This is a genomic window from Fictibacillus gelatini DSM 15865, assembly GCF_000430745.1.
Taxonomy (GTDB): domain Bacteria; phylum Bacillota; class Bacilli; order Bacillales; family Fictibacillaceae; genus Fictibacillus_A; species Fictibacillus_A gelatini.
Genome location: NZ_AUMP01000003.1, coordinates 123184 through 149273, shown reverse-complemented (window position 1 = coordinate 149273; position 26090 = coordinate 123184). Strand labels below are relative to the sequence as shown.

Sequence of the window (26090 nt, the reverse complement as noted above, 5' to 3'; positions counted from 1 at the left end):
TTATATGGTTGAGATGATCAGGCTTCTTTTTGAGTGTAGAAAATCGGCGTATACGTTTTTTCGTACGTCGTTTTTTTCTTCCATTTTTCTTTCACTTCAATATTTGGCGGCAATGCGTAAGTTGAAGAACCTTTATCATCGCCAAACATCTTTTTATAATAATACTCGCACATTTTCGCATGATACATATAGTTTTGATAGTAATAGTCGAGCGAAGTTTCCATCGTATGCGAATTTTGATGGTAGTGGTTATAGTTCCCCATAGGATACATTCAAGTCACCTCAAAGATTTGGTTGTCTATCCAGTATATGTTCTTCACTCTATTTTTGCACACGGTAAATCCCTAATTTCTCATGGTTAGCCAAAAATATAAACGGATGCAAATGGAAAGCCAAAGACAGGAAATCATTAAACCTCCAATCACATCGGTGGGGTAATGTGCACCTAGATACACCATGCTAAACCCGATAGCCAGGATTAAAAAGGTAACGAAAATGATTAAAGATTTATAAGAAAACCATTGATGGCGCAAGATTGTCCAAAGCAGAAAGCAGAAAAAGCCATACAGCGCCACCGAGACCATACAATGACGGCTCGGAAAACTAAATCCATCTTTCACAATGATATGCCAGCTCGGACGAGGACGATGAAAAAAGTGTTTCAGGAGAAAATTTAATACGAAAGCTCCCCCAACCGAAAAAACTAAAAACGAATATTCGACCGCCCTTTTCAACGGAATGAGAAAAACACCAATAACAGCAAGCATCGCAACAATATAGTCTTTATTGCCTAAATGCTCTAAAAACAGCATGATTTTCGTTACCTTTTCATGTTGAAAAGAAGATACGAAATGAAAGAGGCGATCATCGATAACATTATGCGGATTATTAATTGTATAAAATCCAAGTGCAAAAAATAAGACGAAAAGCAAAATTTCAATGTGAAATACGCGAACCATATGCCCTCTAAAGCGAAACAAAAACAAATACCTCCCTCCCGTTTTAAAAAATGAAACTTTCTATTTCAGCCTTTAGATAATTCTTTTGCCAGCTCAATGGTCGCTGGTAACGTGACCGGATGAAATTGCTTTAAAAACATATCTTTCGGCTGATCATGAATAATGATTCCGAGCAATTTAAAGTACGTTTCTTCAGGCTCCATCTCATACGACTTATCGAAATGACGATGCATCCAGCTATAGAGTCTCCGCGGAAAGGCTAAATATGAAAAGAAACATCTCCATTCATCAAGTGATAACGGTCTTGTAAGATTTTGTTGATACCCTCTAATAAAACGGTAAATAAATAGAGGATTCCACCCCTTATATGGGGCGAAATAATGGATGAAAGAAGCAAGGTCATATACACGCTCCGCGTAAGATAAAGATTCAATATCTATAAAATAAATATTGCGCTTTCCGTCGATTAAAATATTTCGTTGGTGCAGGCTCCCATGGCATAACACCGCACAGTCCGGGTTATCCTCCCATAATGTTGAGTACGATACATTTTCAATATATTGATAAGCAAGAGAGCAACGCGCTTCCAGAAAATCGAGAATATTTCGCTCATACAAAAACTCCGGAAGATCATAATGATTCTTTTTCCAGTCTTGAATTTTTTTATAAACTTTTCGCAGCTTCTTTCTTCGATTCCCCCATTCAAAACGAAAACTTTTTTTATCAGGGACAAGCCCTTTGGCGGCCGCGTGAAAGCGGGCAATCGCAGCCCCTATTTCCTCTCCTAAATAATCATCGGCAAAAAGAACATCTTCTGCATCCATCCACTCCTCTAAATAATAGATTTCATCTTCAAAGGAAAGAAGTACATCACCAGATAAAAGTGGAACAATACCCGGTATATACGGATAATGATTTTTTATTTGCTTGATCGAATGATGGATAAACGAAAGATCGGGCAGCTCTACTGCATTTTTAAAGCCAAACGTCCCCCTATCCGTTACGACTTTGGGAATATCAAGCACTCGATGGATTGAATGAACCGTTAAACCGTAATGATGGGCGAGCAGGCGTCGAATGACATGATCGGATAAGGAAACTTTTTGTCCTCTCTTCATCACTTTGCTTCCTTTCCTAAAGGATTGGCACAGTCTCTTTAGTTCATTGTATGGGCATGTTTAAAATTCATTCAAAAAGATTTAGAAACCGGAGCGAAAGAATTTCACTCCGGTTTCTACTCATTTGTTAACATAATCATATTATTGTTACTTTTTATTAAAAGCACTAGCCGCGACTTTTTCAATAAATCCTGGCATCATCCGGTAAATTTTACTGCCAATATTCATTAAAAAAGGTAAGTTGATTTCACGGACGGGTTTATCAATCGAAGTGATCACCTTTTTCGAAACGAGCTCCGGGGAAAGGAGCCACCGTTTCACACTTTCTACATAATTGCCCGATTTATCCGCGATAGAAAAGAAATTTGTTTCAATTGGGCCGGGATTTACAGTTGTCACATGAATATTCGTTTTGGAAAGCTCCATCCTGAGGCTGTTTGAAAATCCAAGAACCGCATGCTTTGTTGCTGTGTAACCGCTTGATTTAGGCGTAGCAATCTTCCCGGCCTGGGAGGCGATGTTGATGATATGCCCTTTATCCCGGATCATCATATGTGGCAAGACCGCTTTTGTACAGGCCATTAAGCCGATGACATTCGTTTGAAACATAGTTACAATATCGTTTATATCAGCTTGAATAAACTCTTCAAAAATACCAAATCCCGCATTGTTAATCAGGACATCGACATGGGAAACCTGTGTGAAAAGTTGCTCGAAAACGTTCTTTACTTGAACGAGATTTCCGACATCAAGTGAATAGATCCACGCATCAATCTGAAATTTGTTTTTAATTTCAGATTGAATGTTTTCAAGTTGATCCATCCGACGGGCCATTAAAACCGGTGTAGCCCCGCGTTCAGCTGCGTCAAGTGCGATCCTCGCCCCGAGTCCACCTGACGCGCCTGTAATGACAATCACTTTTCCTTGCCAGTTGTTCATGTATTCACCCCATGTTTGGTTCTCGTATAGTGAGTAATCCCATTTTTGTCTTTTTTCGCAATTGCTCCCCATTCTTCTAATAAATCGAGATGGCCGATCGTCTCTGACATGGTTAAATCCAATTCCCGTAAGTAAATGTGTGAAAAAAGCTTCTGACATAGTTCAAATGCCGTATGCTCGCCAACTATTAATTCATACAACCGATTCGCCCGCTCATCTTGCGCTTCCAGCCGTTCCTCGATGAGTTGCCCGACCGCAGTAATTTCCTTCCCGTGACCGGAATAAACGATCGAGACGCCAAGCTCTGCCACTTTTTTAAACGAAGTACGGTATTCAAGTAGCGGTTTAGGACGCGGAAGATTTGCCTGTAATGGCGGCTCAATTAAAGCATTGGAAGAAATATGGGCAATTAAAAAATCCCCGCCGACCATCACGCCGCTCTCTTTATGAAAAAGGGAAATATGGTCAGGAGAATGCCCGGGCGTTTCAATCACTGTCCACCCGGAAAGACCCGGGACTTCATCTCCGTCTTTTAAAACAATGTCCGGTTTAATTTTCGCCGAGTACGATAAATATTCATTTGTTTTTTCCAGTTCAGCCGGAATAAGATGTGGTGAAACTCCCATTTTTTTATAAATGGACTCATAAAACATTTTTCGTTCACTATAAAATTCCTCGTTTTGTTCAAGGTAAGGAATACTTTTTTCTGAGGAGATGACTTGTAGAGAAGCAATATCAAAATAGCCAAGACCGCCAACATGATCAGGATGATAATGGGTTAAAACAATCTGCTCAATATCATGTATGGATATACCATGGGCGTGCAGGTGATCAACAAGCACGCGGTGGGCCTCTTCCGTTTTCGGTCCACAATCAATCAACGTCAGCTTTTCCCCTTTTACTATGTACGCATTTACCTTTCCTACTTTAAACGGTGTCGGCAATTCAATTTTTGTAATTTTATCGGATAATGTGTTCATTTTCTTCTCCTTCACCTGATCTTTCTTTCTGTTTTCAGTATAGCAAGGAAAGGATGCCAATCAAATGAAAATGCATTTTTCTCTTGACATTTCCCCTCATTACCGTGCATAATATTTTTTAAAAAATCAAACTTTAACATATGAATGGTGTTGAAAGGGACTAGTAAATCAACCTTCGATCGAAAGAGAGTGGAATTCACCGGCTGAAAGATTCCATCGATACGAAATGATTGAACCTGCCCTGGAGCTATCGGGGATAGAACCCGATCGTCGACCTACGTTACAGGCAATAAAGCGGGCATTATTTAATGCCAATGAAGGTGGTACCGCGGATCAGTCTCCCTCCGTCCTTTTTATAGGATAAGGGAGACTTTTTGTTTTAAGTTTATGTGTTTTTATTCAGGAGGTAATGACATGATGCAGAAGCAAAAAGTTGCTTTTATAGGTGCAGGCTCAATGGCCGAAGCGATGATCAGCGGTTTACTCAAGCGGAACATGTATCATCCAGATGAAATCTTCATTACAAATCGTAACAATATAGAAAGGCTTACTGAATTAAAAAATAAGTACCGCGTAACCACTTCCACCAATAAAGAAGAGGTCGTAAAGGAAGCGGACATTGTTGTCCTTGCGATGAAACCGAAAGATGTAGTAGACGGCATTCAGGCCATAAAGCCTTACATTCATGAAAATCAATTGTTTATTTCTGTGCTTGCCGGTATTTCGACTGAAAGAATAACAAATTTGCTTGATGCCCATGTTCCTGTCGTCCGGGCAATGCCTAATACTTCTGCTGCCATCGGGTTTTCGGCAACCGGGATTGCCGCAGGAAAATACGCAACGGAAAAACATATTGACATCGTCACTTCCATCTTCGACTGTATCGGAATTACAACGGTTACAGAGGAAGAAGAGTTGCATGCAGTTACCGGTCTTTCCGGGAGCGGTCCTGCGTATATTTATTACATTGTCGAAGCAATGGAAGACGCCGCAAAGGATTTAAATATGAATGAAGCGGCCGCAAAAGATTTAATCGCCCAAACATTGCTTGGTGCAGCACATATGCTGAGAATGAGTAAAGACAACTGTCAAACGCTTCGCCGTAAAGTAACGAGTCCCGGCGGCACGACAGAAGCGGGGATCCAAACCCTTGACGCCTTTAACGTCCGTGAAGCCTTTCAGGCATGTATTAAACGGGCAGCGGAACGGTCAATGGAATTAGGCAAATTAAATGCGGAATAGTCATCGTTATCTTTCGGTTTTTTGAAACGAAATTGAACGCATTTGGTCCGTTCTTTCGTCAACAATGATTCGGACGATGACGCCCATTTCCCGGTTTCCTTTTTTTAGCCATAATTTAAATGTTTCCTGAAACGTTCCGTGTCCTTTCTTTTCTTTGCCCATATATAAATAATCCACTACGTCAAAATCGGAGTAACGTTTTTTTGTTTCTAAGACGGCTGTTCTTCCCCATTTACTATAAGAAACTTCTGCCCGCTCCAGGACAGGGATGGAAAAAGCATGAACCGGGGATAAACTCACTAATGAAAAAAGGAAAATAATGATGATTTTTTTCATATCTTTTGTATCCTTTCATTTAAAATCGATTATTTGTAGTGTATGGAAATGTATTTGACAATAAACGATGAATTCTATAAATAAAAGACAAAAGAAGAAATTGACAATCATTCCATCCCGTCCTATAGTTAAAATAAAAATACGTCTTTCGGGAGGAATCTTATGCGCACACAAGAAGAATCCAGACGTTATAATGAATTGTTTAAGGAATTTGAGCAGTTTACGAACCGACAGTTGACAAAAAAAGAAATAGAATTTCTTAAATGGATTGTAAAGAACGATTTGAGCGTAGAGCAAAAAACTTTCATTCCCGAAACATGATTAAAAAGAAGCTGAATTGTTTCAGCTTCTTTTTATTTATTTTTAAGGCAAAAGGGAAATGAAGAGCTAACGATTTGCCGCTAGATATCATAAGGTGGAAATAGAGAATAGAAAGGGGTGCTTCATATGACAAAAATTTTCGGACACCGGGGAGCCAGTAAAGAATGCCCGGAAAACACAATGATTTCGTTCCAAAGAGCTTATGAAATTGGTGTTCATGGGATTGAAACCGATGTCCAATTATCAAAAGATGGCATCCCTGTCATCATTCATGATGAAAGTGTTAATCGTACGACGAACGGAAAAGGCTATATAAAAAATTTAACAATCAATGAAATTAAGGCGCTGGATGCCGGGAGCTGGTTTTCAAATGTCTTTCGAAATGAGACGATACCAACCCTTGAAGAGCTCCTGCATTGGATTTACACGAAACCTTTACTTTTAAATATTGAATTAAAAAATAACCGATTCGCTTATGAAGGGTTAGAGAAAAAAGTATATGATCTTGTTTGTGCTTATGGGATGAAGGAGCGAACAATCATCTCTTCGTTTAACCATTATAGTCTGGTAAGAATGAGGGAAATTGATGATATGATTGACATCGCACCGCTTTACTCTTCCGGAATTTACGAACCGTGGCATTATGCGAAAAGTCTTGGGGCAAGAAGCGTCCACCCAAAATTCAGAAGTTTGCCTCCTTATATTCTTGAAGGCTTTCATTTTAACCAGATCAATGTACGCCCCTATACCGTCAACAACAAAAAATGGCTCATGTATTTTCTCGACTGGAAGGTAGATGCCATTATTACCGATAAACCTGATTTAGCCCTTTCATTATTAAACGGATTCATCCCTCCGCCTAAAAGCTTCTTGCATATGGTCTACAATAAATTAACCGGAAAATGAGCGATTCAATACGGAGCGCTCATTTTCTTTGAGCATATGAAAACAAAATCCAAGCAAACTATGTTATAAAAGATGTAATCCGTACATAAAAGGAGTGATTCATCATGTCGAGTAAACTATTTAGCCCACTAACGATAAAAGACGTCACACTTAAAAATAGGATTGTTATGTCCCCAATGTGCATGTATTCATGTGAAAAAGAAGACGGAATGGTAAACAATTGGCATCTGACTCATTATACGTCAAGAGCGGTCGGGCAAGTCGGGCTGATTATTGTAGAAGCAACAGCCGTTACCCCACAGGGAAGAATATCTCCCCGGGATCTTGGCATCTGGAGCGATGAACATAGAAGCGGTCTTCAACAGCTTGTTGAGATGGTTCACGAGCAGGGGGCGAAAATCGGGATTCAACTTGCCCACGCCGGAAGAAAGGCTGAGCTAGACGGGCCGATTATTGCACCTTCAGCGATCAGTTTCAGCGAAAATATGAAACGACCTGAAGAAATGACGATTAAGCAAATTCAAGATACGGTCCAGGCCTTTAAAGAAGGCGCAAGGCGGGCAAAAGAAGCCGGTTTTGACATTATCGAACTGCATGGCGCCCACGGTTATTTAATCAATGAATTCCTTTCACCGCTTTCGAACCACCGAAAGGATGAATACGGTGGAAGTATGGAAAAACGCTACAGGTTTTTAAAGGAAATCATTGAAGCGGTGAAAGAAGTCTGGAGCGGTCCGTTGTTTGTCCGCATTTCGGCAAATGATTATCATGAAGAAGGATATGGACCTGCAGATTATGCCATAATGGCTTCATGGATGAAAGAGCAAGGAGTAGACCTGGTGGACTGCAGCTCCGGGGCGGTCGTACGTGCGAAAATTGACGTATATCCCGGCTATCAAGTCCCCTATGCGGAACTTATAAAAAAAGAAGCGAATGTGCTAACAGGAGCAGTTGGTCTGATCACTAGCGGGATTCAGGCTGAAGAAATATTGAAAAACGAACGGGCGGACCTTATCTTTCTTGCCCGGGAATTGCTCAGGGATCCGTATTGGCCAAGAACGGCGGCAAAAGAACTCGGCGTGAACTTAACGCCTCCGAAACAATATGAACGGGGATGGTAAGAAAAAAGGAAGAACGATCACGTGGTCGTCCTTCCTTTTTTAAGATATCTAGAAACTTTTTGCATGCTTTTCCACTATGCCGTTCAATGCTTCTTCATATTCTTCCTTTAACTTGCGAACAATTTCAGCAATCGGAGCGATCTTTTTAATGGTGCTGACCCCCTGCCCCGCCGACCAGATGTCTTTCCATGCTTTTGCATCTGACATTTTCGAAAAATCAACGGCCGCCTTTTTCTGAAGTTGATCCAGGGATACTCCCGCTCTTTTAATGCTTGGGATAAGGTAATTTGCGTTCACTCCACTGAACGCATTCGTATAAATTAAATCTTCTAACGTGGAGCCAATGATCATATCACGATAATCGCTACTCGCAAAACTTTCAGTTGAAGCGATAAAGCGTGTACCCATATAAGCGAAATCTGCACCGAGCGTCCGGGCCGCAAGAATATCCCGGCCGCTTGAAATACACCCGGCAAGAATCGTCATTCCATTCCAAAATTCCTTTACTGCTCCTAAGAAGGCAAACGGATTAATCATCCCTGCATGCCCCCCGGCCCCGTTACAAACGAGGATCAATCCATCAACACCGGTATTCGCCGCTTTTCGTGCATGGACAAGGTTGCTCACGTCTGAAAAAACGAGACCGCCATATTGATGGACGATATCAACAACTGCCTTTGGGTCACCAAGAGATGTAATGACGATTGGAGGTTCATACTTCTCGATCAGCTCCAGGTCTTCCTCAAATCGTTTATTCGTTCGGTGTACAATAAAATTGACAGCCCACGGTGCAATCCGCCTCTTAGGATTTTCGAATCGCGCTTGATTTAATTCCTCTGTAATTTGCTTCATCCAATCTTCTAAAATCGCAGATGTTCGTGCGTTTAATAGCGGAAACGAACCAATGATTCCAGACTTGCATCCTTCAATTACCATTTCTGGACTGGATACGAGAAACATCGGGGCAGCGATAACGGGCAAAACGAGTTCTTCAGCCAGTTGAGAGAATGTTTTCATCTGTTCCATCCCTTTCCCTATGTATAAAATAAGCATAACTTATGGATTTTTCCTGGAATCACTATATCACTACTTATCAAAATTTTCAATTAATTTCTCTTGTGTTTGAAAACCATTAAGAAATTTTAAAGCCAGTGTCTTATCTGTAAAACGCGAAAAAAACACCCTCTTAACTAGAGAGTGTTTTTCTTTTTTAGCGCATAAACGCTAAAATCTTCTGCTATCGTTGTGTTTTCAAAAATGGTTTTCGCTTCCTCTAGCAGACGGTCTATTTCTTCTTTTTGATATCTTGAACTAATATGAGTCAATATTAATTGTTTTGCGCCTGCCCTTACAGCGATTTCAGCTGCCTGCTTTGTCGTTGCATGCCCGAACAATTGCGCATGCTCGCTGAGGTCGGCTGAAAATGTCGCTTCATGAACGAGGACATCCGCATTTTTAGCAAGGGCAATCGCATTTTCACAATAACGGGTATCTCCTAAAATGGCCACAACTCTTCCGGGAAGCGGAGACGTAAGGAACTCGCGGCTGTAAAGGACCAAACCGTCTTGCAACTTGACGTCTTCCCCGTCTTTTAATTTCTTATAAATCGGCCCCGGAGGAATCCCTTTTGCTTTTAATAAGCTGGCCTTCAGCTTACCCGGGCGCTCTTTTTCCTCGATTCGATAGCCGAAACTATCGATGACGTGATCCAGCTTTTTACTGAATACCCTGTACTCGCTGTCTTCAAAAATGAGGCCCTCCTCTATTTCTACCACTTCAAACGGATATGTGAGGTGTGTCTCGCTCACTTTCAGGCTTGTTTCAACAAACTGCCGTATTCCTTCAGGTCCGTAAATGACGAGCGGGCTGTCTCCGCTCTGAAATGAACGGCTTCCAAGCAAGCCGGGCAATCCGAATATATGGTCTCCATGCATATGGGTAATAAAAATTTTTTCTATTTTCCTCGGTCTAATCGATGTATGTAAAATCTGGTGCTGCGTCGCCTCGCCACAGTCAAACAGCCAGACGTTCGCACTCTGTAAAAATGTCAACGCAACGGCCGTTACATTTCGCTGTTTTGAAGGCATTCCAGCTCCAGTTCCTAAAAATTGTATTTCCATTCGTCTCCACCTTAAAGAAGTACTTTTATTCGTTTTTTGGCAAAAAAGTCGTATATGCCGATACAAGCTAAAAGCCAGATTCCTCCAACGGCAAATCCCGCTAATATGTCACTTGGATAATGCACTCCTAAATAAATCCTGCTAATGCCGACAAGCAAAATAAATAAAGCAGTAACTATGGCAATCCACCGTTTAACGATCACTCGTTCCTTTATAACCGAAATAATCAAATATGCCGCCATGCCAAAAAAAGCGATCGAAATCATCGCGTGGCCGCTTGGAAAGCTGTACCCTCCCGCCTCAATTAATGGATGAGAAGCAGGCCGCTCGCGGCCGAACCAATCTTTTAACAAATGATTTCCGTATCTGACGCCAATCAACGTGACAGCGAGCATAACCGGTTCCAGCATTCTTCGTAAAAACAGGAGAAAAATGACGGCAAACAGGGCTAAAAATAAATATTCATAGTATTTTGTGGCGATCGTTGTAAGAACAATAAAAAAAGAAGTCACGTTCTTCGTCTCAAAACCGGTAATAAAATGGATAACGGTTCGGTCAAACGATCGCACCAACTGTTTGTTGTATTGGAACGCTAAAAACAGAAACAACAATAAGAAAATAACGATAAGCGCCGATTTAAAATAGCGGGCGAATCGATTCAATTCAAATCACCAACCTATCAATTGCTTTAGGATGATTGTATGTAAAGGTGACGGGCCTTATTCCTTACACTTTTTATTGTTTCCTTTTTGAATCGCTTTATCTCCATACTTTTTTCGGATCGCATCCAATGCTTTCGTTAGATCTTCTCTTCTTTTTTCCTCATGGTAATGGAAAAGATCAAGCTGGATATAAGCCGAATCTCGTTCCACTAAATCAAGGGCTGTTACGCCGAGCAATCGAATGGGTTCACCGTTCCAATGTTTCTTAAAAAGCTGCCACGCGTTTTCATAGATTTTTTCTTTTTCTTGAATGGGGTTTTCTAGTTTTTTACTGCGAGTGATTGTATGACGATTCGCGTAACGAATGACAATTTGAATGGCAGAAGACACCACCTGTTTTTGCCTTAATCTCCTCTCAACCGACTCCGCCAATCTTGAAAATACAGCGCTTAGCATCGTCTGGCTCACCGTATCTTCTTTTAACGTCGTGGAATGGCCGATCGATTGATAATCATTAGCACTGTCAGGATCCACCTTTCTTTCATCGATCCCGTTCGCTCTCTCCCACATTTTGACACCATTGACGCCAAACCGCTGCTTCATCGCATAAGAATCTTCTTTCGCAAGGTCGCCTATCGTAAAAATGTCGTATTCGTTTAGTTTATGTTCCGTCTTTTTTCCAATCCCATGCATTTCCCCGACTTCTAACGGCCAGAGAATTTTTGGGATATCCCTCTTTCTGAGAATGGTAATGCCCATCGGCTTTTTCATATCGGATGCCATTTTCGCAAGAAACTTATTCGGAGCAACCCCGATGCTTGAAGGAAGGCCAAGTTCATCTTTCAATCGCCTTTGAATATCATAGGCAATGAAAAGCGGATCAGCTTTTACATAGGTTAATTCCATATAGCCTTCGTCGATTGAGACTGGTTCTACGAGATCGGTATATTCTCTCAGCAATTGAAACATTCGTGCAGACATCGCTTTATACTTTTGGAAATCTGGTTTTTTCACAAGCAGATGCCGGCATAATCGTTTCGCTTCCCAGAGCGGCATGGGCGGTTTGATCCCAAACTCGCGCGCTTCATAGCTGCAAGTGACGACAATGCCCCGCCGGTCTTCCACATCACCGGCAATTGCGAGCGGCTTACCTTGAAGAGACGGATCGAATGCGCATTCAACAGAAGCATAGAAACAATTCATATCTACATGCAATATGATTCTTCTTTTTTGATTTTGCTCGCCCATCTCTTCACCACCTTTTAGTCTCTGCAATGATTGATAACGCACGCAAACGAACATACATTCTTTTTCATTATTAGAATATCAGCCATCCGTTTAGTAGTCAATTAGTTACTTTTCTACATTCCCAATAAAAAGGGAGCAAGGGCAATAGCCGCCGCTCCCTATTACTAATAAATAAAAAAGGAATGGACAAAATGAACTTTTTCGCATCTCATCCACCCCTATCGGGCCACTAGTTATGTATGTATGCTTCTTATTCCGCTATGTTTTTCGTTGTGCTTTCTATCCACTTTACATATTCCCGGCCGTGAAAATGCTGGTTAATTTCTCTATGCAGCTCAATTAATTCAGCGATGAATTCTTTCTTCGTCTCATCTTCGAGCCATTTTTTGAAAAAACGATAAATTTTCAAATCGAGCTGTTCGGATTCTTTTCGCTTTTTCTTTCCTTCTTCCGTTAACATTACATAAGAAATCCGGCGATCATCGCTTTTTTTCACGACTTGAACGAGCTGTTTATCTTTTAATCGCTTAATAACTTGCATGACAGTGGATACATCCCAGAGACCAATTTTAGCGATTCTTGAAATGGTCACATCTTTCTCGAAAGAAACGATCCATAATATGTGTTGTTCCGCCTGCGTCAGGCCAAGAGCCTTTGCCGCTGTTTGCAATTCTTCTTCTAAAACCTTATACGTTCCCCTCATATAATTCAGCATCATATGCATGTTCGCTAGTTCGTTCATTGACATTCCCCTAACCCTCCTGATTCTCATCTCTCTACTCTTTATCATAATCTTCCAAACAGTTCTATTATAAAAATATTCTATAGACTATGTAAACAATTGTCAAATTCCTAATTAAAAATGGGCCTTCCGTACCAGAAAGGCCCATTTGTATTATTCACCTGCTGTTTCTTGTATGACTGCTACAACCATCTCCGCTGTTTTTACCAATTCCTCGATTGGCATCTTTTCATTTGTCGTATGAATTTCCTCATACCCGACAGCGAGATTGACTGTTGGAATATTAAATCCGGCGATCACATTGGCATCGCTTCCTCCACCACTGTGCAGTAGACGGTGAGGTCTTCCAATTCTTGCAGCCGCTTTTTTCGCAACTTCAACGACATGATCCCCATCGCCAAATTTAAATCCCGGATACATAATTTCGACTTCAACTTCGGCTCTTCCGCCCATTTCTTTCGCTACCGTTTCAAACGCCTCTTTCATTTTTGCAACCTGCGCTTCCATTTTTTCCGGAATAAGCGAGCGGGCTTCGGCGAGAATAAACACATGGTCACATACGATATTTGTTTGTGTTCCGCCTTCAAAACGGCCGATATTTGCCGTCGTTTCTTCATCTATTCGGCCGAGCGGCATTTTAGCAATTGCTTTTGCAGCAAGTGTGATCGCTGAAATGCCTTTTTCAGGTGCGACTCCGGCATGAGCCGTTTTCCCATAAATGTTCACTTTTAATTTTGCCTGAGTTGGAGCAGCGACGATAATATCTCCAACTTTTCCGTCACTGTCAAGGGCAAAACCGTATTTAGCCGTAATTCGCGTCGAATCTAGTACTTTCGCCCCGACTAAACCGGATTCTTCCCCAACCGTAATTATAAATTGAATGTCGCCGTGTTTTATGTTTTGTTCTTTTAATTGTTTTATCGCTTCGAAAATAGCAGCAAGCCCTGCTTTATCATCCGCTCCAAGAATCGTCGTTCCATCTGTCACGATCACTCTATCTTTAATGGATGGCTTTACGCCTTTGCCGGGTACGACCGTGTCCATATGGGAAGTAAAATAAATCGGATCAACCCCTTCTTTATTGCCTTTTAATGTACAAATAAGGTTGCCGGCGCCGTGTTCCGTTTTCGATTCCGCATCATCTTCGTACACTTCGACGCCAAGCTCAGTAAATTTTTGAATCAATACTTTAGAAATTTCCTTTTCATTTCTCGTTTCTGAATCAATTTGAACGAGTTCAAGAAACTCATCCACTAAACGTTTTTCGTTGATCATGCTGCCAGTCCTCCTATTGTTTTAAAGATGGTCAGGCTATTTTACAGCGGAATGTTCCCGTGTTTTTTCAACGGCCTGTCCTCCTGTTTTGTCTTAAGCATTTCAAGAGCCTGTATTAATTTGATTCTCGTTTCCCTCGGATCGATCACGTCATCGACCATGCCCATTGAAGCGGCCACATATGGATTGGCAAATTTTGTTCGGTATTCTTCAATTTTTGCCGCACGTGTTTCCTCTGGATTGCCGCTCTGCTCGATTTCCTTCGCGAAAATAATATTGGCGGCACCCTGCGGCCCCATTACTGCGATTTCTGCATTCGGCCATGCATAAACAAGATCGGCTCCAATTGATTTACTATTTAGCGCAACATACGCCCCGCCAAACGCTTTTCTTAAAATTACTGTAATTTTCGGAACGGTCGCCTCCGAATAGGAGTATAGAATTTTGGCGCCGTGCCTGATAATGCCGCCATGCTCTTGCTTGATTCCCGGGAAAAAGCCGGTTACATCTTCAAACGTAATGAGCGGGATATTAAACGAATCACAAAAACGAATAAAACGAGAGGCCTTATCCGAAGAATCGATATCCAGGCCGCCTGCCATCACTTTTGGTTGGTTACATACTAATCCTACCACTTCACCTTTTATTCTTGCAAAGCCGACGACGATATTTCTCGCAAATTGAGCGTGAACTTCCATAAACGAATGAGGATCCACCACTTGTTCTACAACGTTTCGCACATCGTACGGCTTCGTTGAATCAAACGGCACGCTATCTGCAAGATCCGGACAATAGTCATTTTCCCTACCGCAAGCTTTGCTTACGGGCTTTTCCTTATTGTTTTGCGGTAAATAAGAAAGGAGACGGCGTACTTCTTCCAATACTTCTTCTTCATTGTCCGCCATAAAATGAGCATTTCCGCTTTTCGTGCTATGTACTTTAGCACCGCCTAAATCTTCGGAAGTAATTTTTTCACCTGTTACCGTTTCAATGACTTTCGGTCCGGTAATGAACATTTGGCTCGTCTCCTTCACCATGAAAACAAAATCGGTGATAGCTGGCGAATAGACAGCTCCTCCGGCGCACGGCCCCATAATGACGGATATTTGCGGAATAACTCCGGAGTAGATCGAATTTCTGTAAAAAATATGGCCATATCCGTCAAGGGAAACGACACCTTCCTGAATTCGCGCGCCACCCGAGTCATTCAGTCCAATAAACGGCGTTCCGTTTTTCGCCGCCAGATCCATCACATTGGCGATTTTTTGTGCATGCATTTCACCGAGGGCGCCACCGAACACGGTAAAATCCTGGGCAAATAAATAAACAGGACGCCCGTGAATTTTTCCATATCCTGTGACAACCCCTTCTCCAGGGGCCTTCATATCTTTCAACCCAAAATCCGTGCATCGGTGTTCAATAAACGGATTTAATTCGACAAAAGTCCCTTCATCAAGCAATAAATCGATGCGCTCACGGGCAGTCAGCTTTCCTCGTTCATGCTGCTTATCGATTCGCGCATCTCCGCCTCCAAGCTCTATTTCTCTTTTTTTATCATAAAGTTCGCTAATTTTATTATAAATATCCATTACTTCTCGTCTCCTTTTGGCTTCTCACAAAGTTCAAACAATACTTTATGTGTGGAAGCTGGATGAAGGAATGCTACATTTGCTCCTCCCGCTCCTTTAACAGGCGATTCATTAATGAGTTGAACGCCATGTTCTATTAATTCTTCGATCCTTTTTTCGATTTCCTTCACCCCGAGGGCAACATGATGCACCCCCTGGCCGCGCTTTGCTATAAATTTAGCGACGGCGCTTTCCCCATCCATCGGCTCAAGGAGCTCGAGACGTGTTTGCCCGATGTTTAAAAAGGCAACCTTTACTTTCTGTGATGAAACTTCTTCAATGCCTTCAAGCTTTAATCCAAGCGTGTTCACATAAAATGGCAGAACTTCTTCAAGCGAGGAAACCGCAATGCCGATATGATCGATTTTTTCAGCTGGTTCCATTCCGTGAGAGCCAGCGATCCCATCTCTTTCATAAACCGCTTTTTCGATAAACTTCGCGGTTTCAATGGTTGGCGTACCCGGGGTAAATATTTTTCTAATCCCTTTTGACTCAAGAAACGGAATATCTTCCCAAGGAATCACCCCGCCACCGATCACGATAATGTCATCTGCACCCCTTGCCTTCAACAAATCAATAATTTCTGGAAACAATTCATTATGGGCTCCTGAAAGGCAGGAGAGCCCGATTGCATCAACATCTTCCTGAATCGCCGATGCGACGATCTGTTCCGGAGTTTGCCGAAGGCCTGTATAAATGACTTCCATCCCGTAATCTCGTAACGCCTGTGAAATAACGAGAGCACCGCGGTCATGTCCGTCAAGGCCCGGTTTTGCGATGAGCACACGTATTTTCTTTTTCATCTTTCCCCACTCCTGTCTTTTCATCTCGTTATACTAAACAGTGGCTAAATACCTGTGAATTCGCCAAATTCTTCTCTCAAAACGCCGCAAATTTCGCCAATCGTGCAATAATCTCGGACACAATCGATAATGAGTGGCATTAAATTATCCGTTCCTTGTGCTCCTTTTCGCAATGCTTCCAAGCGAGCGCTCGCTCGGTTTGAATTGCGTCTCAATCGAAGTTCGGCTAATCTCGCTTTTTGTTTTTCGCCAAGTGATGGGTCCACTCTTAACAGCTCCGGCTGCTTTTCGTTATTAATCGTAAACGAATTCATCCCGACTATAATTTCTTCCCCTTTTTCAATCGCCTTTTGCGTTTCGTAAGCGGTATGATGGATTTCGCGCTGCATGTACCCTTGTTCAACAGCTGATACCGCGCCGCCTAATTCATCAATTTTAGCCATGTAGCGGAGGACTTCTTTTTCCATTTCATTGGTTAAATGTTCAACATAGTAGGAGCCTCCGAGTGGATCCACTGTATCGGCCACACCGCTTTCATGGGCAATGATTTGTTGTGTACGGAGGGCAATTCTTGCCGATTCCTCCGTCGGCAATGCGAGCGCTTCATCTCTTGAGTTCGTATGCAAGCTTTGCGTGCCGCCAAGAACTGCAGCAAGCGCCTGAATCGTCACACGAACGATGTTATTATCCGGCTGTTGGGCCGTTAAGGTAGATCCGCCCGTCTGCGTATGAAAACGCAGTTGCCAGCTTTTAGGATTTTTGGCACCATACGTTTCTTTCATCAATTTTGCCCATATTCTCCTTGCTGCCCTGAACTTTGCCACTTCTTCAAAAAATTGATTGTGGGCGTTAAAGAAGAAGGCGAGCCTTGGCGCAAAATCATCGATATCAAGACCGGCACCTATAGCAGCATCCACATACGCTTTCCCGTTTGCGATCGTAAACGCCAATTCTTGCACTGCATTAGCACCTGCCTCGCGAATGTGATAGCCTGAAATGCTGATCGTGTTCCACTTTGGCACATGGTCTTTACAATATGCAAAAATATCGGTAATGAGGCGCATGGACGGTTTGGGCGGAAAAATATACGTCCCCCTCGCAATATATTCTTTTAAAATATCATTTTGAATCGTTCCTGCTAACTTCTCTGGAGGGACTCCCTGCTTTTCCGCGACGACAATATACATTGCCAGCAAAACGGATGCCGGAGCGTTAATCGTCATCGATGTGCTGACTTTATCAAGCGGGATATCCCGTAAAAGCGCTTCCATATCTTCCAATGAATCAATCGCTACACCGACTTTCCCGACCTCTCCCTTTGCCATTGCATGATCAGAGTCATAGCCAATTTGAGTTGGTAAATCAAATGCAACAGATAAGCCTGTTTGTCCTTGTTCTAGTAAATACAAAAACCGTTTGTTCGTTTCTTCCGCTGAACCAAAACCCGCATACTGGCGCATCGTCCAATATCTTGCACGGTACATGGTCGGCTGAATCCCTCTCGTAAAGGGATACTCACCTGGAAAACCTAATTCATCTACATCATATTCATGAATATCCGGTAAATAGAGACGGTCAACCGGTATATTCGAGCTTGTATAAAACTCTTTTTTTCGTTCGGGAAACCGTTCAATCGTTTTCTCCGTTTTTGTTTTCCACTGATTCAAACGTTCTTGCTGTTCACTCATGCAGGCAGCCCCCCAAAATCGAAATTTCGACAAATCGTATCATTACTACTTTCGTTCTTGAAAGCGTTTTTTCCTGCCTGTTTTTTTAAATTTATCGGCCGTTATGCTACTATAGACACATAGAAAATTGCTGGAGGTTATGTATGTCACGCAAATTAATGAAGACGGTAGTATATATTATGATTGGTTCCCTTGTCTTTACGACATTGTTAACAGGAGCAGCTTATTTCTTTAGTGCAAAATAAAAATAAGCCGATTGGTTTCATCGGCTTATTTTAATTGTTCCCGGGCTTAAACTCCCGCTTGATGATCAAATAGCGTTCGATTTCATTGAGCAAATAAAATAATTTTGCCCTTGTTTCAAATTCCTCTCTTTCCACAGGCAATGGCATTTGACGAAAGTCGCTTCTCATTTCATTCAATTCTTCAAGAAATAAAACAGCTGTATTTCCCGGATGGACGGCTTCACCTAAATTACCGAAAAAATCTCCAAGTTTTTTTCCTTGAACATAGCTTTTATCTATGGATGAAACAATCGGTAGCATCCGCTCAATAATTTCGAATTGCTTTTCCCGCATCTTAAAATAATGATAATAGACGTTTTCATCACGCAAGAAATGATTTTCAATGTCCCGAAAAGCAAGGTTTTTCCCTTCTTCGATGAGCCGGTCTGCAATCAGTATCTCTTTCCCATCCCACGTCGATTGGCCATTATGTAAGTAATTTTTAAATTCCATAAAAATGATTTTAAATTGGTCTTCTAGTTCACGCTGGCATCGCTTCAAGTCTTTTTCCATATTTGGCATGTATACATTCACGATGAGGGCGATTCCAATCCCGATCACAATCAGGGCAAGTTCATTTAAAAAAATGGTCCATGATAGCTTCTCAAGTGTATATAAATGCAAGATGATAACCGAACTTGTAACAAATCCTTCTTTCACTTTTAGGAAGACAACGGTTGGAATAAAGAGAAGGATAAGTAAACTAATGCTGAAGGGGTTATAGCCGAGTAATGAGAAAAAGACGAAAGCAAAAACCATGCCGATCATACAGGCGGCAAACCGTTCCCATGCGTTGATTAATGACCGTTTTTTCGTCACTTTTATGCAAAGGATAGCCAATATCCCCGCAGAACTATAAAAATTCAAGCCCCAATATTGGGCAATAGCTATGGCCGCCCCCGCTCCGATCGCGGTTTTAATCGTTCTGTAACCGATTTTGAATTTAGGCATTGTTGAACTCCTTCTATCGATGATGTCCCTTACATTCTATCCTTTCAACCATAAAATAAAAAGACCCGAATAGGGTCTTTTTATAATACTTTTTCAAGAAATGATTTCGCACGTTCTGTTTTCGGGCTTGCAAAAAATTCTGCCGGTGGCGCATCTTCAACCAGTTTTCCTCCATCCAGGAATAAGACGCGATCCGCCACTTCTCTGGCAAATCCCATTTCGTGTGTCACAATCGCCATTGTCATGCCGCTTTTCGCAAGTGACTTAATAACTTCCAACACTTCCTTGACCATTTCCGGGTCAAGTGCTGAAGTCGGTTCATCAAACAACATAATGTCAGGGTTCATTGCCAGTGCACGGGCGATGGCGACACGTTGTTTCTGGCCGCCGGATAGCCGGCTCGGATATTCATTTTCTTTTTCCGCAAGGCCTACTTTTTGCAGCAGATCACGGGCGATTTTTACCGCTTCTTCTTTTGACAGCTGGTTCACTTTCATCGGTGCATAAGTCAAATTCTCAAGCACTGTCATATGTGGAAACAAATGAAAGTGCTGAAACACCATGCCGATTTTTTTCCGCACTAGAGCAACATTTGTTTTCGGATTAGTAATTTCTTTGTCGTTTACCCACACCTGGCCGCTTGTTGGAGTTTCAAGCAAATTTATGCAGCGGAGAAACGTTGATTTTCCCGAACCGGACGGACCGATGATAGCCACAACTTCCCCTTGTTTAATTTCTGTGTCGATCCCTTTCAATACTTCATTGTTCCCGAATGTTTTATGAAGATCTTTAATCTTAATCACCGCGTCTCATTCTCCTTTCAAGCATGCGTCCTAAAACGGTTAAGATCATTACCATAGCGTAATAAATGATGGCTGCAATGATCAACGGTTCAAAATAGCGGTACGTATTCGAACTAACAATTTGAGCTCGGCGCATAATATCCATCGTACCGATGACGGAAATAATGGCAGATTCCTTCGTTAACGTAATGAATTCGTTCATTAACGCCGGCAAAATATTTTTCAACGCCTGCGGCAAAATGATTTGCCGCATCATTAATTTATAAGGAACGCCCAGTGCAACCGCGGCTTCGCTTTGCCCTTTATCCACCGCCTGGATGCCGGCACGGATGATTTCTGATACATATGCCGCGGAGTTAAGCCCGAACGTCAGAACTCCCGCTACAAATGGAGTGATTTTGTAATCCGTTAATTGCGGTGTGGCAAAATAAATAAGCACAAGTTGCAGAATAAGCGGGGTTCCCCGGAAAACCGACGTATACGCATCCGCAAACCATTTTAGTATACGAATTTTACTAATCTTAAATAGTGAAAGGATTGTTCCTAATATAAATCCGAGAACGATCGAAACGACGACAAATTTTAAAGTCGTTATAATTCCAGTGAATATAAACCCGATAGAAGGTTTAATCGCTCCGAAGTTAATAATGCCTTCATGTGATTTTTTCGCTTTTTTTCTTGGCTCAAACCATTTTTTTCGAAGTTTTTCGATTTCGCCGTTTGCCTTCATTTCTTTTAATTCATTATTAAATGCTTCAACAAGCGGACTGCCTTTAGGAAAAGCAATCGCCGAGCCTTCCGCTTTTACGCCGGGAATCGGAAATCCATTTAATTGACTGTACTTGTTTAAAAACTCGATCGCCGGGCCGTCTTCAATGACTGCCGCATCAAATCGGCCAGAAAACATTTCTTGCACGAGGTCAGGTATTTTGTTTCGCTTTTCAATCTTTTTAATTTTCACTTTTTTCGAGAGATCCTTTGCGATCCCTTCCTGAATGGATCCCAATTGAACACCGACCGTTCTTCCTTTAAGGTCATCAATCGTTTTGATTTTAGGGTTGTTTGTCACTATTAGTTGCTTTGCCGCATAATACGTATCGGAAAAATCAACCACTTTTTTCCTTTCTTCGTTTGCGGTCATGCCTGCCATGACGAAATCAGCCCGTCCCGCATTCAATGCAGGGATTAAGCCGTTGAAATCCATATCTTTGACGACTAATTTATATCCTAATTTATCGGTAATCTTTCTTGCGATATCGATGTCAAAACCAGTGATTTCTTTATTCCCCTTAGCAGTATCGATAAACTCATAAGGCGGATAGTCCGCTGATGTAGCCATAACAAGCGTTTTTTTGTTTCCCTCGGCATGGGCAACTGAACCGTTTTTTGAATGGAGAAAACCGAAGCTTCCCATGGCCGAAAGGAGAAATGAAAAAATAAGTGCAAAAATGATCTGCTTCTTTTTGAACATGTGTCATCCCCCTAGTTTTTGTCGAACAATTACTAATATTATGAATTAGGATTTGTATTCTGGCAAGATAAATATTCATAAATATTTATTCATTATACTGTATTTTAACACAAGAATACTGACATTCCCGTTTTTATATAATTCTGAATGTATGTTTATACAATTTCACGAATAAAAAACAGGATGTCGAAAAATGACACCCTGTACTATTCAAGGGAAACACATAATTTGTCATTTAAATTTTGCCTCCCTCCAATCTTTCTAAATATTCCTTTAAAACGACCGCCTGGTTATGCGTCTTATCTTTGGCAGCATAAAGAAGGGTAAGCGTCCCTTCCATTGCCCATTTTTTTAATTTCTGTACATCTTCCTTCTTTTCTTGAAGTTCTTTTTCATACTTCTTTTTAAAAACGGCAAATTTTTCGGGGTCGTGACCGAACCATGTTCTTAATTCCGTACTCGGTGCAACTGTCTTTATCCATTCGTCGAGACGGGCATTCTCTTTAGATACTCCTCTTGGCCAAATACGGTCAACAAGCACTCTTTTTCCGTCTTTATCGCTGAACTCTTCATAGATTCGCTTCGTTTGAATCATGACCCGTCACTCCTTTTTGCACAGAAAGAAGAGGGATTCCCCTCTTCTTTCTACTTGCAATATTGGTCAAAAGCAGCACGCAATTTATTTACGACTTCCATAGGATCATGTCCTTCAATTTCGTGCCGCTCAACCATCGTCTGAATTTCGCCGTCTTTTAATAAAGCAAATGAAGGTGAGGAAGGCGGATAACCGGTAAAATAGGAACGCGCCTTTTCTGTCGCCTCTTTATCCTGTCCGGCAAAAACGGTTACGAGGTAATCGGGCCTTACATCCTGTTTAACGGAAAATGCCGCAGCCGGCCGCGCGATCCCGCCTGCACAGCCACAGACTGAGTTAACCATGACAAGTGTCGTTCCTTTTTTACTTAATGCCTCTTCAACGGCTTCCGGCGTTTTTAGTTCTTCATACCCCGCTTCAATCATTTCTTTTCGTGCGGTTTCAACGACATCATTCATAAAAAGGTTAAAGTTGAAATCCATACTTCCACTCCTTTGAAAACATTCTGCTTTTATTTTATCCCTTTCTCTCCATAAAGAAAAGACGCCTGCTCGGCGTCTTTTAATAGATGGACGTATTTTCTGCTGTCATATTTTCGAGACGTTCTTTTACCCTTGCCAGGAAACGTCCGCAAACTAATCCGTCGAGGACGCGGTGATCTAAGGAAAGACAAAGATTGACCATATCCCTTACCGCGATCATTCCATTGTTCATGACAACAGGACGTTTAACGATCGATTCAACGGAAAGAATAGCTGCTTGCGGGTAATTGATAATCGGTGTAGACATGACTGAGCCGAATGAACCTGTATTATTTACAGTAAATGTTCCGCCTTTCATATCATCCGCTAATAAGCGGTTTGATCTCACCTTATCCGCAAGTTCTTTAACTTCACGGGCAATTCCTTTTATGCTTTTCTCATCAGCATGTTTAATAACAGGCACGTAAAGAGCATCGTCTGTCGCAACTGCAATAGAAATATTGATGTCTTTTTTCTGAATGATTTTATCTCCTGCCCACATGGAATTAAGCTGTGGAAATTCCTTTAATGATTCGACAACCGCTTTAATAAAGAATGGCAAGAACGTTAAATTGTAGCCTTCTTTTGCTTTGAAATCATTTTTCACACTGTTTCGGTAGTTCACCAAGTTCGTTACATCGACTTCAACCATCGTCCATGCATGTGGAGCTTCATGCTTGCTTTTAACCATATTGGCAGCAATTGCTTTTCTTACCCCGGAAACCGGAATTTCGATATCTCCAGGCATGCTGGATATAGAAGGTGCTGGCGTTTCACTTGTTATTTTTGTTTTTTCCGTTTCTTGTTTTTCGGTTGCACCTGCATTTGGAACTTGTTCTTGCACAACCGGCGCACTACCTGACTCTATTAGCTTCTGAATGTCTTTTCGGGTAATTCGGCCATTTAAGCCCGTACCGCTTACTTGAGACAGATCAATGTTATGCTCATTCGCCAATCGTAAAACGGCCGGTGAGTATCGGCTCTTTGCGGATTGATCCCCTTTAGGCGCAGAAACAGCAGTTTGAGTTTTTTCTTCGTTAAGGGCCTCTTCTTTTTTGGCTGTTTCTTGTTTTTCTTTTCCGGATTCTTCCGTCTCAATGTAACAAATTAATTCACCAACGCCGTACGTTTCTCCTTCGTTTCCAACAAGCTCTTTAATGGTTCCGCTAAAAGATGAAGGAACTTCCGCATTCACTTTGTCCGTCATTACTTCTGCGATCGGATCGTATTTTTTAACCGTGTCTCCAACATTAACAAGCCATTTACTGATCGTACCTTCTGTTACACTTTCCCCAAGCTGGGGCATTAAAATTTTTTCGGTAGCCATGTTTTATTCCTCCTGCCTGTCTTTCCATTAAAATTCAGCAAGTTCTCTCATTGCTTTTTCAATTTTTTCCGGATTGATCATGAAGTATTTTTCCATTGTCGGAGCATATGGCATCGCCGGTACGTCAGGTCCCGCCAGACGTTTTACTGGTGCGTCAAGATCGAACAGGCAGTTTTCCGCAATAATGGCCGCCACTTCGCTCATCACGCTTCCTTCTTTGTTATCTTCCGTAACGAGCAGCACTTTCCCAGTCTTTGAAGCCGCTTCAATAATCGCTTCTTTATCTAAAGGATAAACGGTTCTTAAATCAAGAACGTGCGCGGAAATGCCGTCTTTTTCAAGTTTTTCTGCCGCTTGAAGGGCAAAATGAACGCATAATCCGTACGTAATAACCGTAATATCTTCCCCTTCACGTTTTACATCCGCTTTTCCGATCGGAAGTGTATATTCTTCTTCCGGCACCTCACCTTTAATTAAACGGTAGGCCCGTTTATGTTCAAAGAAAAGAACAGGATCTTCGTCACGAATGGCAGATTTTAAAAGTCCTTTTACGTCATAAGGCGTTGAAGGCATAACGATTTTCAATCCCGGAACATTGGCGAATATCGCTTCTACCGATTGAGAATGATAGAGGGCGCCGTGGACACCTCCGCCATAAGGGGCACGTATCGTGATCGGACAATTCCAGTCATTATTGGAACGGTAACGGATTTTTGCCGCTTCGGAAATGATCTGGTTAACCGCGGGCATAATAAAATCGGCAAATTGCATTTCGGCAATCGGCCTCATTCCGTACATTGCTGCTCCAATTCCAACACCAGCAATCGCGGATTCGGTCAGCGGGGAATCAATCACGCGGTCCTCGCCGAACTCTTCAATTAATCCTGCCGTTGCACGGAATACTCCGCCCCGTACGCCAACGTCTTCTCCGACAACAAACACTTTTTTGTCTCGTTTCATTTCTTCTCTAATCGCTTGAGTTACCGCATCAATATATGAGATAACAGGCATTAACTATTCCCCCTTTACTCCGCATATACATGCCGCAGCGCTTCTTCAGGGTCAGCATATGGCGCATTTTCGGCATAATCTGTCGCTTCGTCGATAATGTTTGCAATTTCTTCGTGCAATTTTTTTTCCGAATCGTCTGTTAAAACGCCTACCTCTTTTAAATATTGAGCAAACGTATAAATGGAATCTTTCTGTTTCGCTTCCTCAACTTCTTCCCGGGTCCGATACGCACGATCATCATCATCGCTTGAATGCGGGGTTAACCGATAAGATACCGTTTCAACGAGGGTCGGGCCTTCTCCCCGGCGTCCCCGGTCTGCCGCTTCCTTCACCGCTTCATATACGGCAAGCGGATCGTTTCCATCAACGGTTACCCCTTTTATTCCGTAACCGATCGCGCGGTCCGAAACATTTTCACAAGCCAATTGCTTAGAAATTGGAACAGAAATCGCATATTTATTATTTTCGCACATAAAAATAACGGGCAATTTATGTACACTCGCAAAGTTCACGCCTTCATGGAAATCCCCCTGGTTTGACGAACCTTCGCCAAATGTTGTAAAGGTAACGAGATCCTTTCCGTCAAGTTTTCCGGCGAGGGCGATCCCAACTGCGTGAGGAACCTGTGTCGTTACCGGTGATGAACCTGTTACGATGCGCAGTTTTTTAGAACCAAAGTGCCCTGGCATTTGTCTCCCGCCGCTATTAGGATCTTCCGCTTTCGCAAAGCCGGATAACATTAAGTCCTTTGCCGTCATTCCAAACCATAAGACAACACCCATATCACGGTAGTACGGAAGAACGTAGTCTTTTTCACGGTCAAGTGCCATAGCAGCCCCTACTTGAGCCGCCTCCTGCCCCTGACATGAAATGACAAACGGAATTTTACCCGCACGGTTTAATAGCCACATGCGCTCATCAATTTTGCGCGCAAGAAGCATTGTTTTATACATTTCAAGAACGTCTTTATCCGTTAAACCAAGTCGTTCATGACGATTTTCCGCCATAAATGTAGCCCTCCTTTTTTCAAAACCAAGTT

Annotated in this window: 28 protein-coding genes and 1 other annotated feature; of the genes, 5 read left to right on the top strand and 23 right to left on the bottom strand. The window is 42.1% G+C overall.

Annotated features, from left to right (window positions below; genetic code table 11):
- Positions 1-17: 17 nt before the first annotated feature.
- From H538_RS0106195 to H538_RS23240, 5 genes are all read right to left on the bottom strand, one after another.
- Positions 18-263: a hypothetical protein gene (locus H538_RS0106195; RefSeq protein WP_211235551.1), complete on the bottom strand. Its 246-nt coding sequence runs from the start codon at positions 261-263 to the stop codon at positions 18-20.
- A gap of 81 nt (positions 264-344) precedes the next feature.
- Entirely contained in the window at positions 345-980 is a 636-nt protein-coding gene (locus tag H538_RS23245) for a phosphatase PAP2 family protein (RefSeq protein WP_154657915.1), read from the bottom strand.
- 44 nt (positions 981-1024) lie between these two features.
- On the bottom strand, positions 1025-2077 hold the full coding sequence (locus H538_RS0106185; RefSeq protein WP_026676857.1) for a phosphotransferase: 1053 nt from the start codon (positions 2075-2077) through the stop codon (positions 1025-1027).
- A 147-nt stretch (positions 2078-2224) separates the two neighbouring features.
- The gene (locus H538_RS0106180) at positions 2225-3016 is read right to left on the bottom strand and encodes an SDR family NAD(P)-dependent oxidoreductase (protein WP_026676856.1); all 792 of its coding nucleotides are present in this window, start codon (positions 3014-3016) and stop codon (positions 2225-2227) included.
- A complete protein-coding gene (locus H538_RS23240; RefSeq protein WP_035350213.1) occupies positions 3013-3996 on the bottom strand; it encodes an MBL fold metallo-hydrolase in 984 nt (327 codons plus the stop codon). Before H538_RS23240 ends, H538_RS0106180 begins: the two co-directional genes overlap by 4 nt.
- Before the next feature lie 141 nt (positions 3997-4137).
- Positions 4138-4351, top strand: a binding site (T-box leader).
- Positions 4352-4410: 59 nt separating this feature from the next.
- On the opposite strand from H538_RS23240, the gene proC reads away from it, so the two are divergent.
- Positions 4411-5238 (top strand): pyrroline-5-carboxylate reductase, encoded by an 828-nt coding sequence (gene proC / locus H538_RS0106170; protein ID WP_026676855.1) that lies wholly within the window; start codon positions 4411-4413, stop codon positions 5236-5238.
- A 6-nt stretch (positions 5239-5244) separates the two neighbouring features.
- Here the strand turns inward: proC and H538_RS0106165 are convergent, their stop codons facing one another.
- Positions 5245-5574, bottom strand: a complete 330-nt coding sequence (locus H538_RS0106165; RefSeq protein ID WP_026676854.1) for a DUF3889 domain-containing protein — start codon at positions 5572-5574, stop codon at positions 5245-5247.
- Positions 5575-5736: 162 nt separating this feature from the next.
- Between H538_RS0106165 and H538_RS26010 the strand changes: the two genes are divergently transcribed.
- From H538_RS26010 to namA, 3 genes are all read left to right on the top strand, one after another.
- Positions 5737-5895 carry a hypothetical protein gene (locus H538_RS26010; RefSeq protein ID WP_154657914.1) on the top strand — a complete coding sequence of 53 codons (159 nt, stop codon included), beginning with the start codon at positions 5737-5739 and terminating at the stop codon, positions 5893-5895.
- A 126-nt stretch (positions 5896-6021) separates the two neighbouring features.
- Positions 6022-6801, top strand: a complete 780-nt coding sequence (locus H538_RS23235) for a glycerophosphodiester phosphodiesterase (protein WP_081412591.1) — start codon at positions 6022-6024, stop codon at positions 6799-6801.
- Between the two features lie 104 nt (positions 6802-6905).
- Complete coding sequence (namA, locus tag H538_RS0106150; protein ID WP_026676853.1) at positions 6906-7922, top strand: NADPH dehydrogenase NamA; 1017 nt, start codon at positions 6906-6908, stop codon at positions 7920-7922.
- Between the two features lie 48 nt (positions 7923-7970).
- Here the strand turns inward: namA and H538_RS0106145 are convergent, their stop codons facing one another.
- From H538_RS0106145 to H538_RS0106105, 9 genes are all read right to left on the bottom strand, one after another.
- The gene (locus H538_RS0106145; RefSeq protein WP_035350331.1) at positions 7971-8939 is read right to left on the bottom strand and encodes an NAD(P)H-dependent flavin oxidoreductase; all 969 of its coding nucleotides are present in this window, start codon (positions 8937-8939) and stop codon (positions 7971-7973) included.
- Between the two features lie 173 nt (positions 8940-9112).
- On the bottom strand, positions 9113-10042 hold the full coding sequence (gene rnz, locus H538_RS0106140) for a ribonuclease Z (protein ID WP_026676851.1): 930 nt from the start codon (positions 10040-10042) through the stop codon (positions 9113-9115).
- Between the two features lie 11 nt (positions 10043-10053).
- Positions 10054-10704, bottom strand: coding sequence for a phosphatase PAP2 family protein (locus H538_RS0106135; RefSeq protein WP_026676850.1), 651 nt, complete (start codon positions 10702-10704; stop codon positions 10054-10056).
- A gap of 57 nt (positions 10705-10761) precedes the next feature.
- Positions 10762-11952, bottom strand: coding sequence for a DNA polymerase IV (locus H538_RS23230; RefSeq protein ID WP_035350211.1), 1191 nt, complete (start codon positions 11950-11952; stop codon positions 10762-10764).
- Positions 11953-12202: 250 nt separating this feature from the next.
- A complete protein-coding gene (locus H538_RS25025; protein WP_051291334.1) occupies positions 12203-12700 on the bottom strand; it encodes a MarR family winged helix-turn-helix transcriptional regulator in 498 nt (165 codons plus the stop codon).
- 147 nt (positions 12701-12847) lie between these two features.
- Positions 12848-13969 (bottom strand): tripeptidase T, encoded by a 1122-nt coding sequence (locus tag H538_RS0106120; protein WP_026676849.1) that lies wholly within the window; start codon positions 13967-13969, stop codon positions 12848-12850.
- Between the two features lie 41 nt (positions 13970-14010).
- On the bottom strand, positions 14011-15558 hold the full coding sequence (locus H538_RS0106115) for an acyl-CoA carboxylase subunit beta (RefSeq protein WP_026676848.1): 1548 nt from the start codon (positions 15556-15558) through the stop codon (positions 14011-14013).
- Positions 15558-16400 carry a methylmalonyl-CoA epimerase gene (mce, locus tag H538_RS0106110; RefSeq protein WP_026676847.1) on the bottom strand — a complete coding sequence of 281 codons (843 nt, stop codon included), beginning with the start codon at positions 16398-16400 and terminating at the stop codon, positions 15558-15560. The genes H538_RS0106115 and mce overlap by 1 nt, the downstream gene beginning before the upstream one ends.
- A gap of 44 nt (positions 16401-16444) precedes the next feature.
- Complete coding sequence (locus H538_RS0106105) at positions 16445-18088, bottom strand: acyl-CoA mutase large subunit family protein (RefSeq protein ID WP_026676846.1); 1644 nt, start codon at positions 18086-18088, stop codon at positions 16445-16447.
- A 143-nt stretch (positions 18089-18231) separates the two neighbouring features.
- Here H538_RS0106105 and prli42 point away from each other — a divergent pair, with 143 nt between their 5' ends.
- Complete coding sequence (gene prli42 / locus H538_RS26005; RefSeq protein WP_154657913.1) at positions 18232-18333, top strand: stressosome-associated protein Prli42; 102 nt, start codon at positions 18232-18234, stop codon at positions 18331-18333.
- 30 nt (positions 18334-18363) lie between these two features.
- Here the strand turns inward: prli42 and H538_RS0106095 are convergent, their stop codons facing one another.
- From H538_RS0106095 to H538_RS0106060, 8 genes are all read right to left on the bottom strand, one after another.
- A complete protein-coding gene (locus H538_RS0106095; protein ID WP_026676845.1) occupies positions 18364-19323 on the bottom strand; it encodes an aromatic acid exporter family protein in 960 nt (319 codons plus the stop codon).
- Positions 19324-19403: 80 nt separating this feature from the next.
- On the bottom strand, positions 19404-20126 hold the full coding sequence (locus tag H538_RS0106090) for an amino acid ABC transporter ATP-binding protein (protein ID WP_026676844.1): 723 nt from the start codon (positions 20124-20126) through the stop codon (positions 19404-19406).
- Positions 20119-21597 (bottom strand): ABC transporter substrate-binding protein/permease, encoded by a 1479-nt coding sequence (locus H538_RS26940; protein ID WP_026676843.1) that lies wholly within the window; start codon positions 21595-21597, stop codon positions 20119-20121. Before H538_RS26940 ends, H538_RS0106090 begins: the two co-directional genes overlap by 8 nt.
- Positions 21598-21832: 235 nt before the next feature.
- Complete coding sequence (locus H538_RS0106080) at positions 21833-22192, bottom strand: DUF488 domain-containing protein (RefSeq protein ID WP_026676842.1); 360 nt, start codon at positions 22190-22192, stop codon at positions 21833-21835.
- 50 nt (positions 22193-22242) lie between these two features.
- On the bottom strand, positions 22243-22674 hold the full coding sequence (locus tag H538_RS0106075; RefSeq protein ID WP_026676841.1) for a BrxA/BrxB family bacilliredoxin: 432 nt from the start codon (positions 22672-22674) through the stop codon (positions 22243-22245).
- Positions 22675-22753: 79 nt separating this feature from the next.
- Positions 22754-24040 carry a dihydrolipoamide acetyltransferase family protein gene (locus tag H538_RS0106070; RefSeq protein WP_026676840.1) on the bottom strand — a complete coding sequence of 429 codons (1287 nt, stop codon included), beginning with the start codon at positions 24038-24040 and terminating at the stop codon, positions 22754-22756.
- A gap of 27 nt (positions 24041-24067) precedes the next feature.
- Positions 24068-25051: an alpha-ketoacid dehydrogenase subunit beta gene (locus tag H538_RS0106065; protein WP_026676839.1), complete on the bottom strand. Its 984-nt coding sequence runs from the start codon at positions 25049-25051 to the stop codon at positions 24068-24070.
- A gap of 14 nt (positions 25052-25065) precedes the next feature.
- Entirely contained in the window at positions 25066-26058 is a 993-nt protein-coding gene (locus H538_RS0106060; protein ID WP_026676838.1) for a thiamine pyrophosphate-dependent dehydrogenase E1 component subunit alpha, read from the bottom strand.
- Positions 26059-26090: the final 32 nt, after the last annotated feature.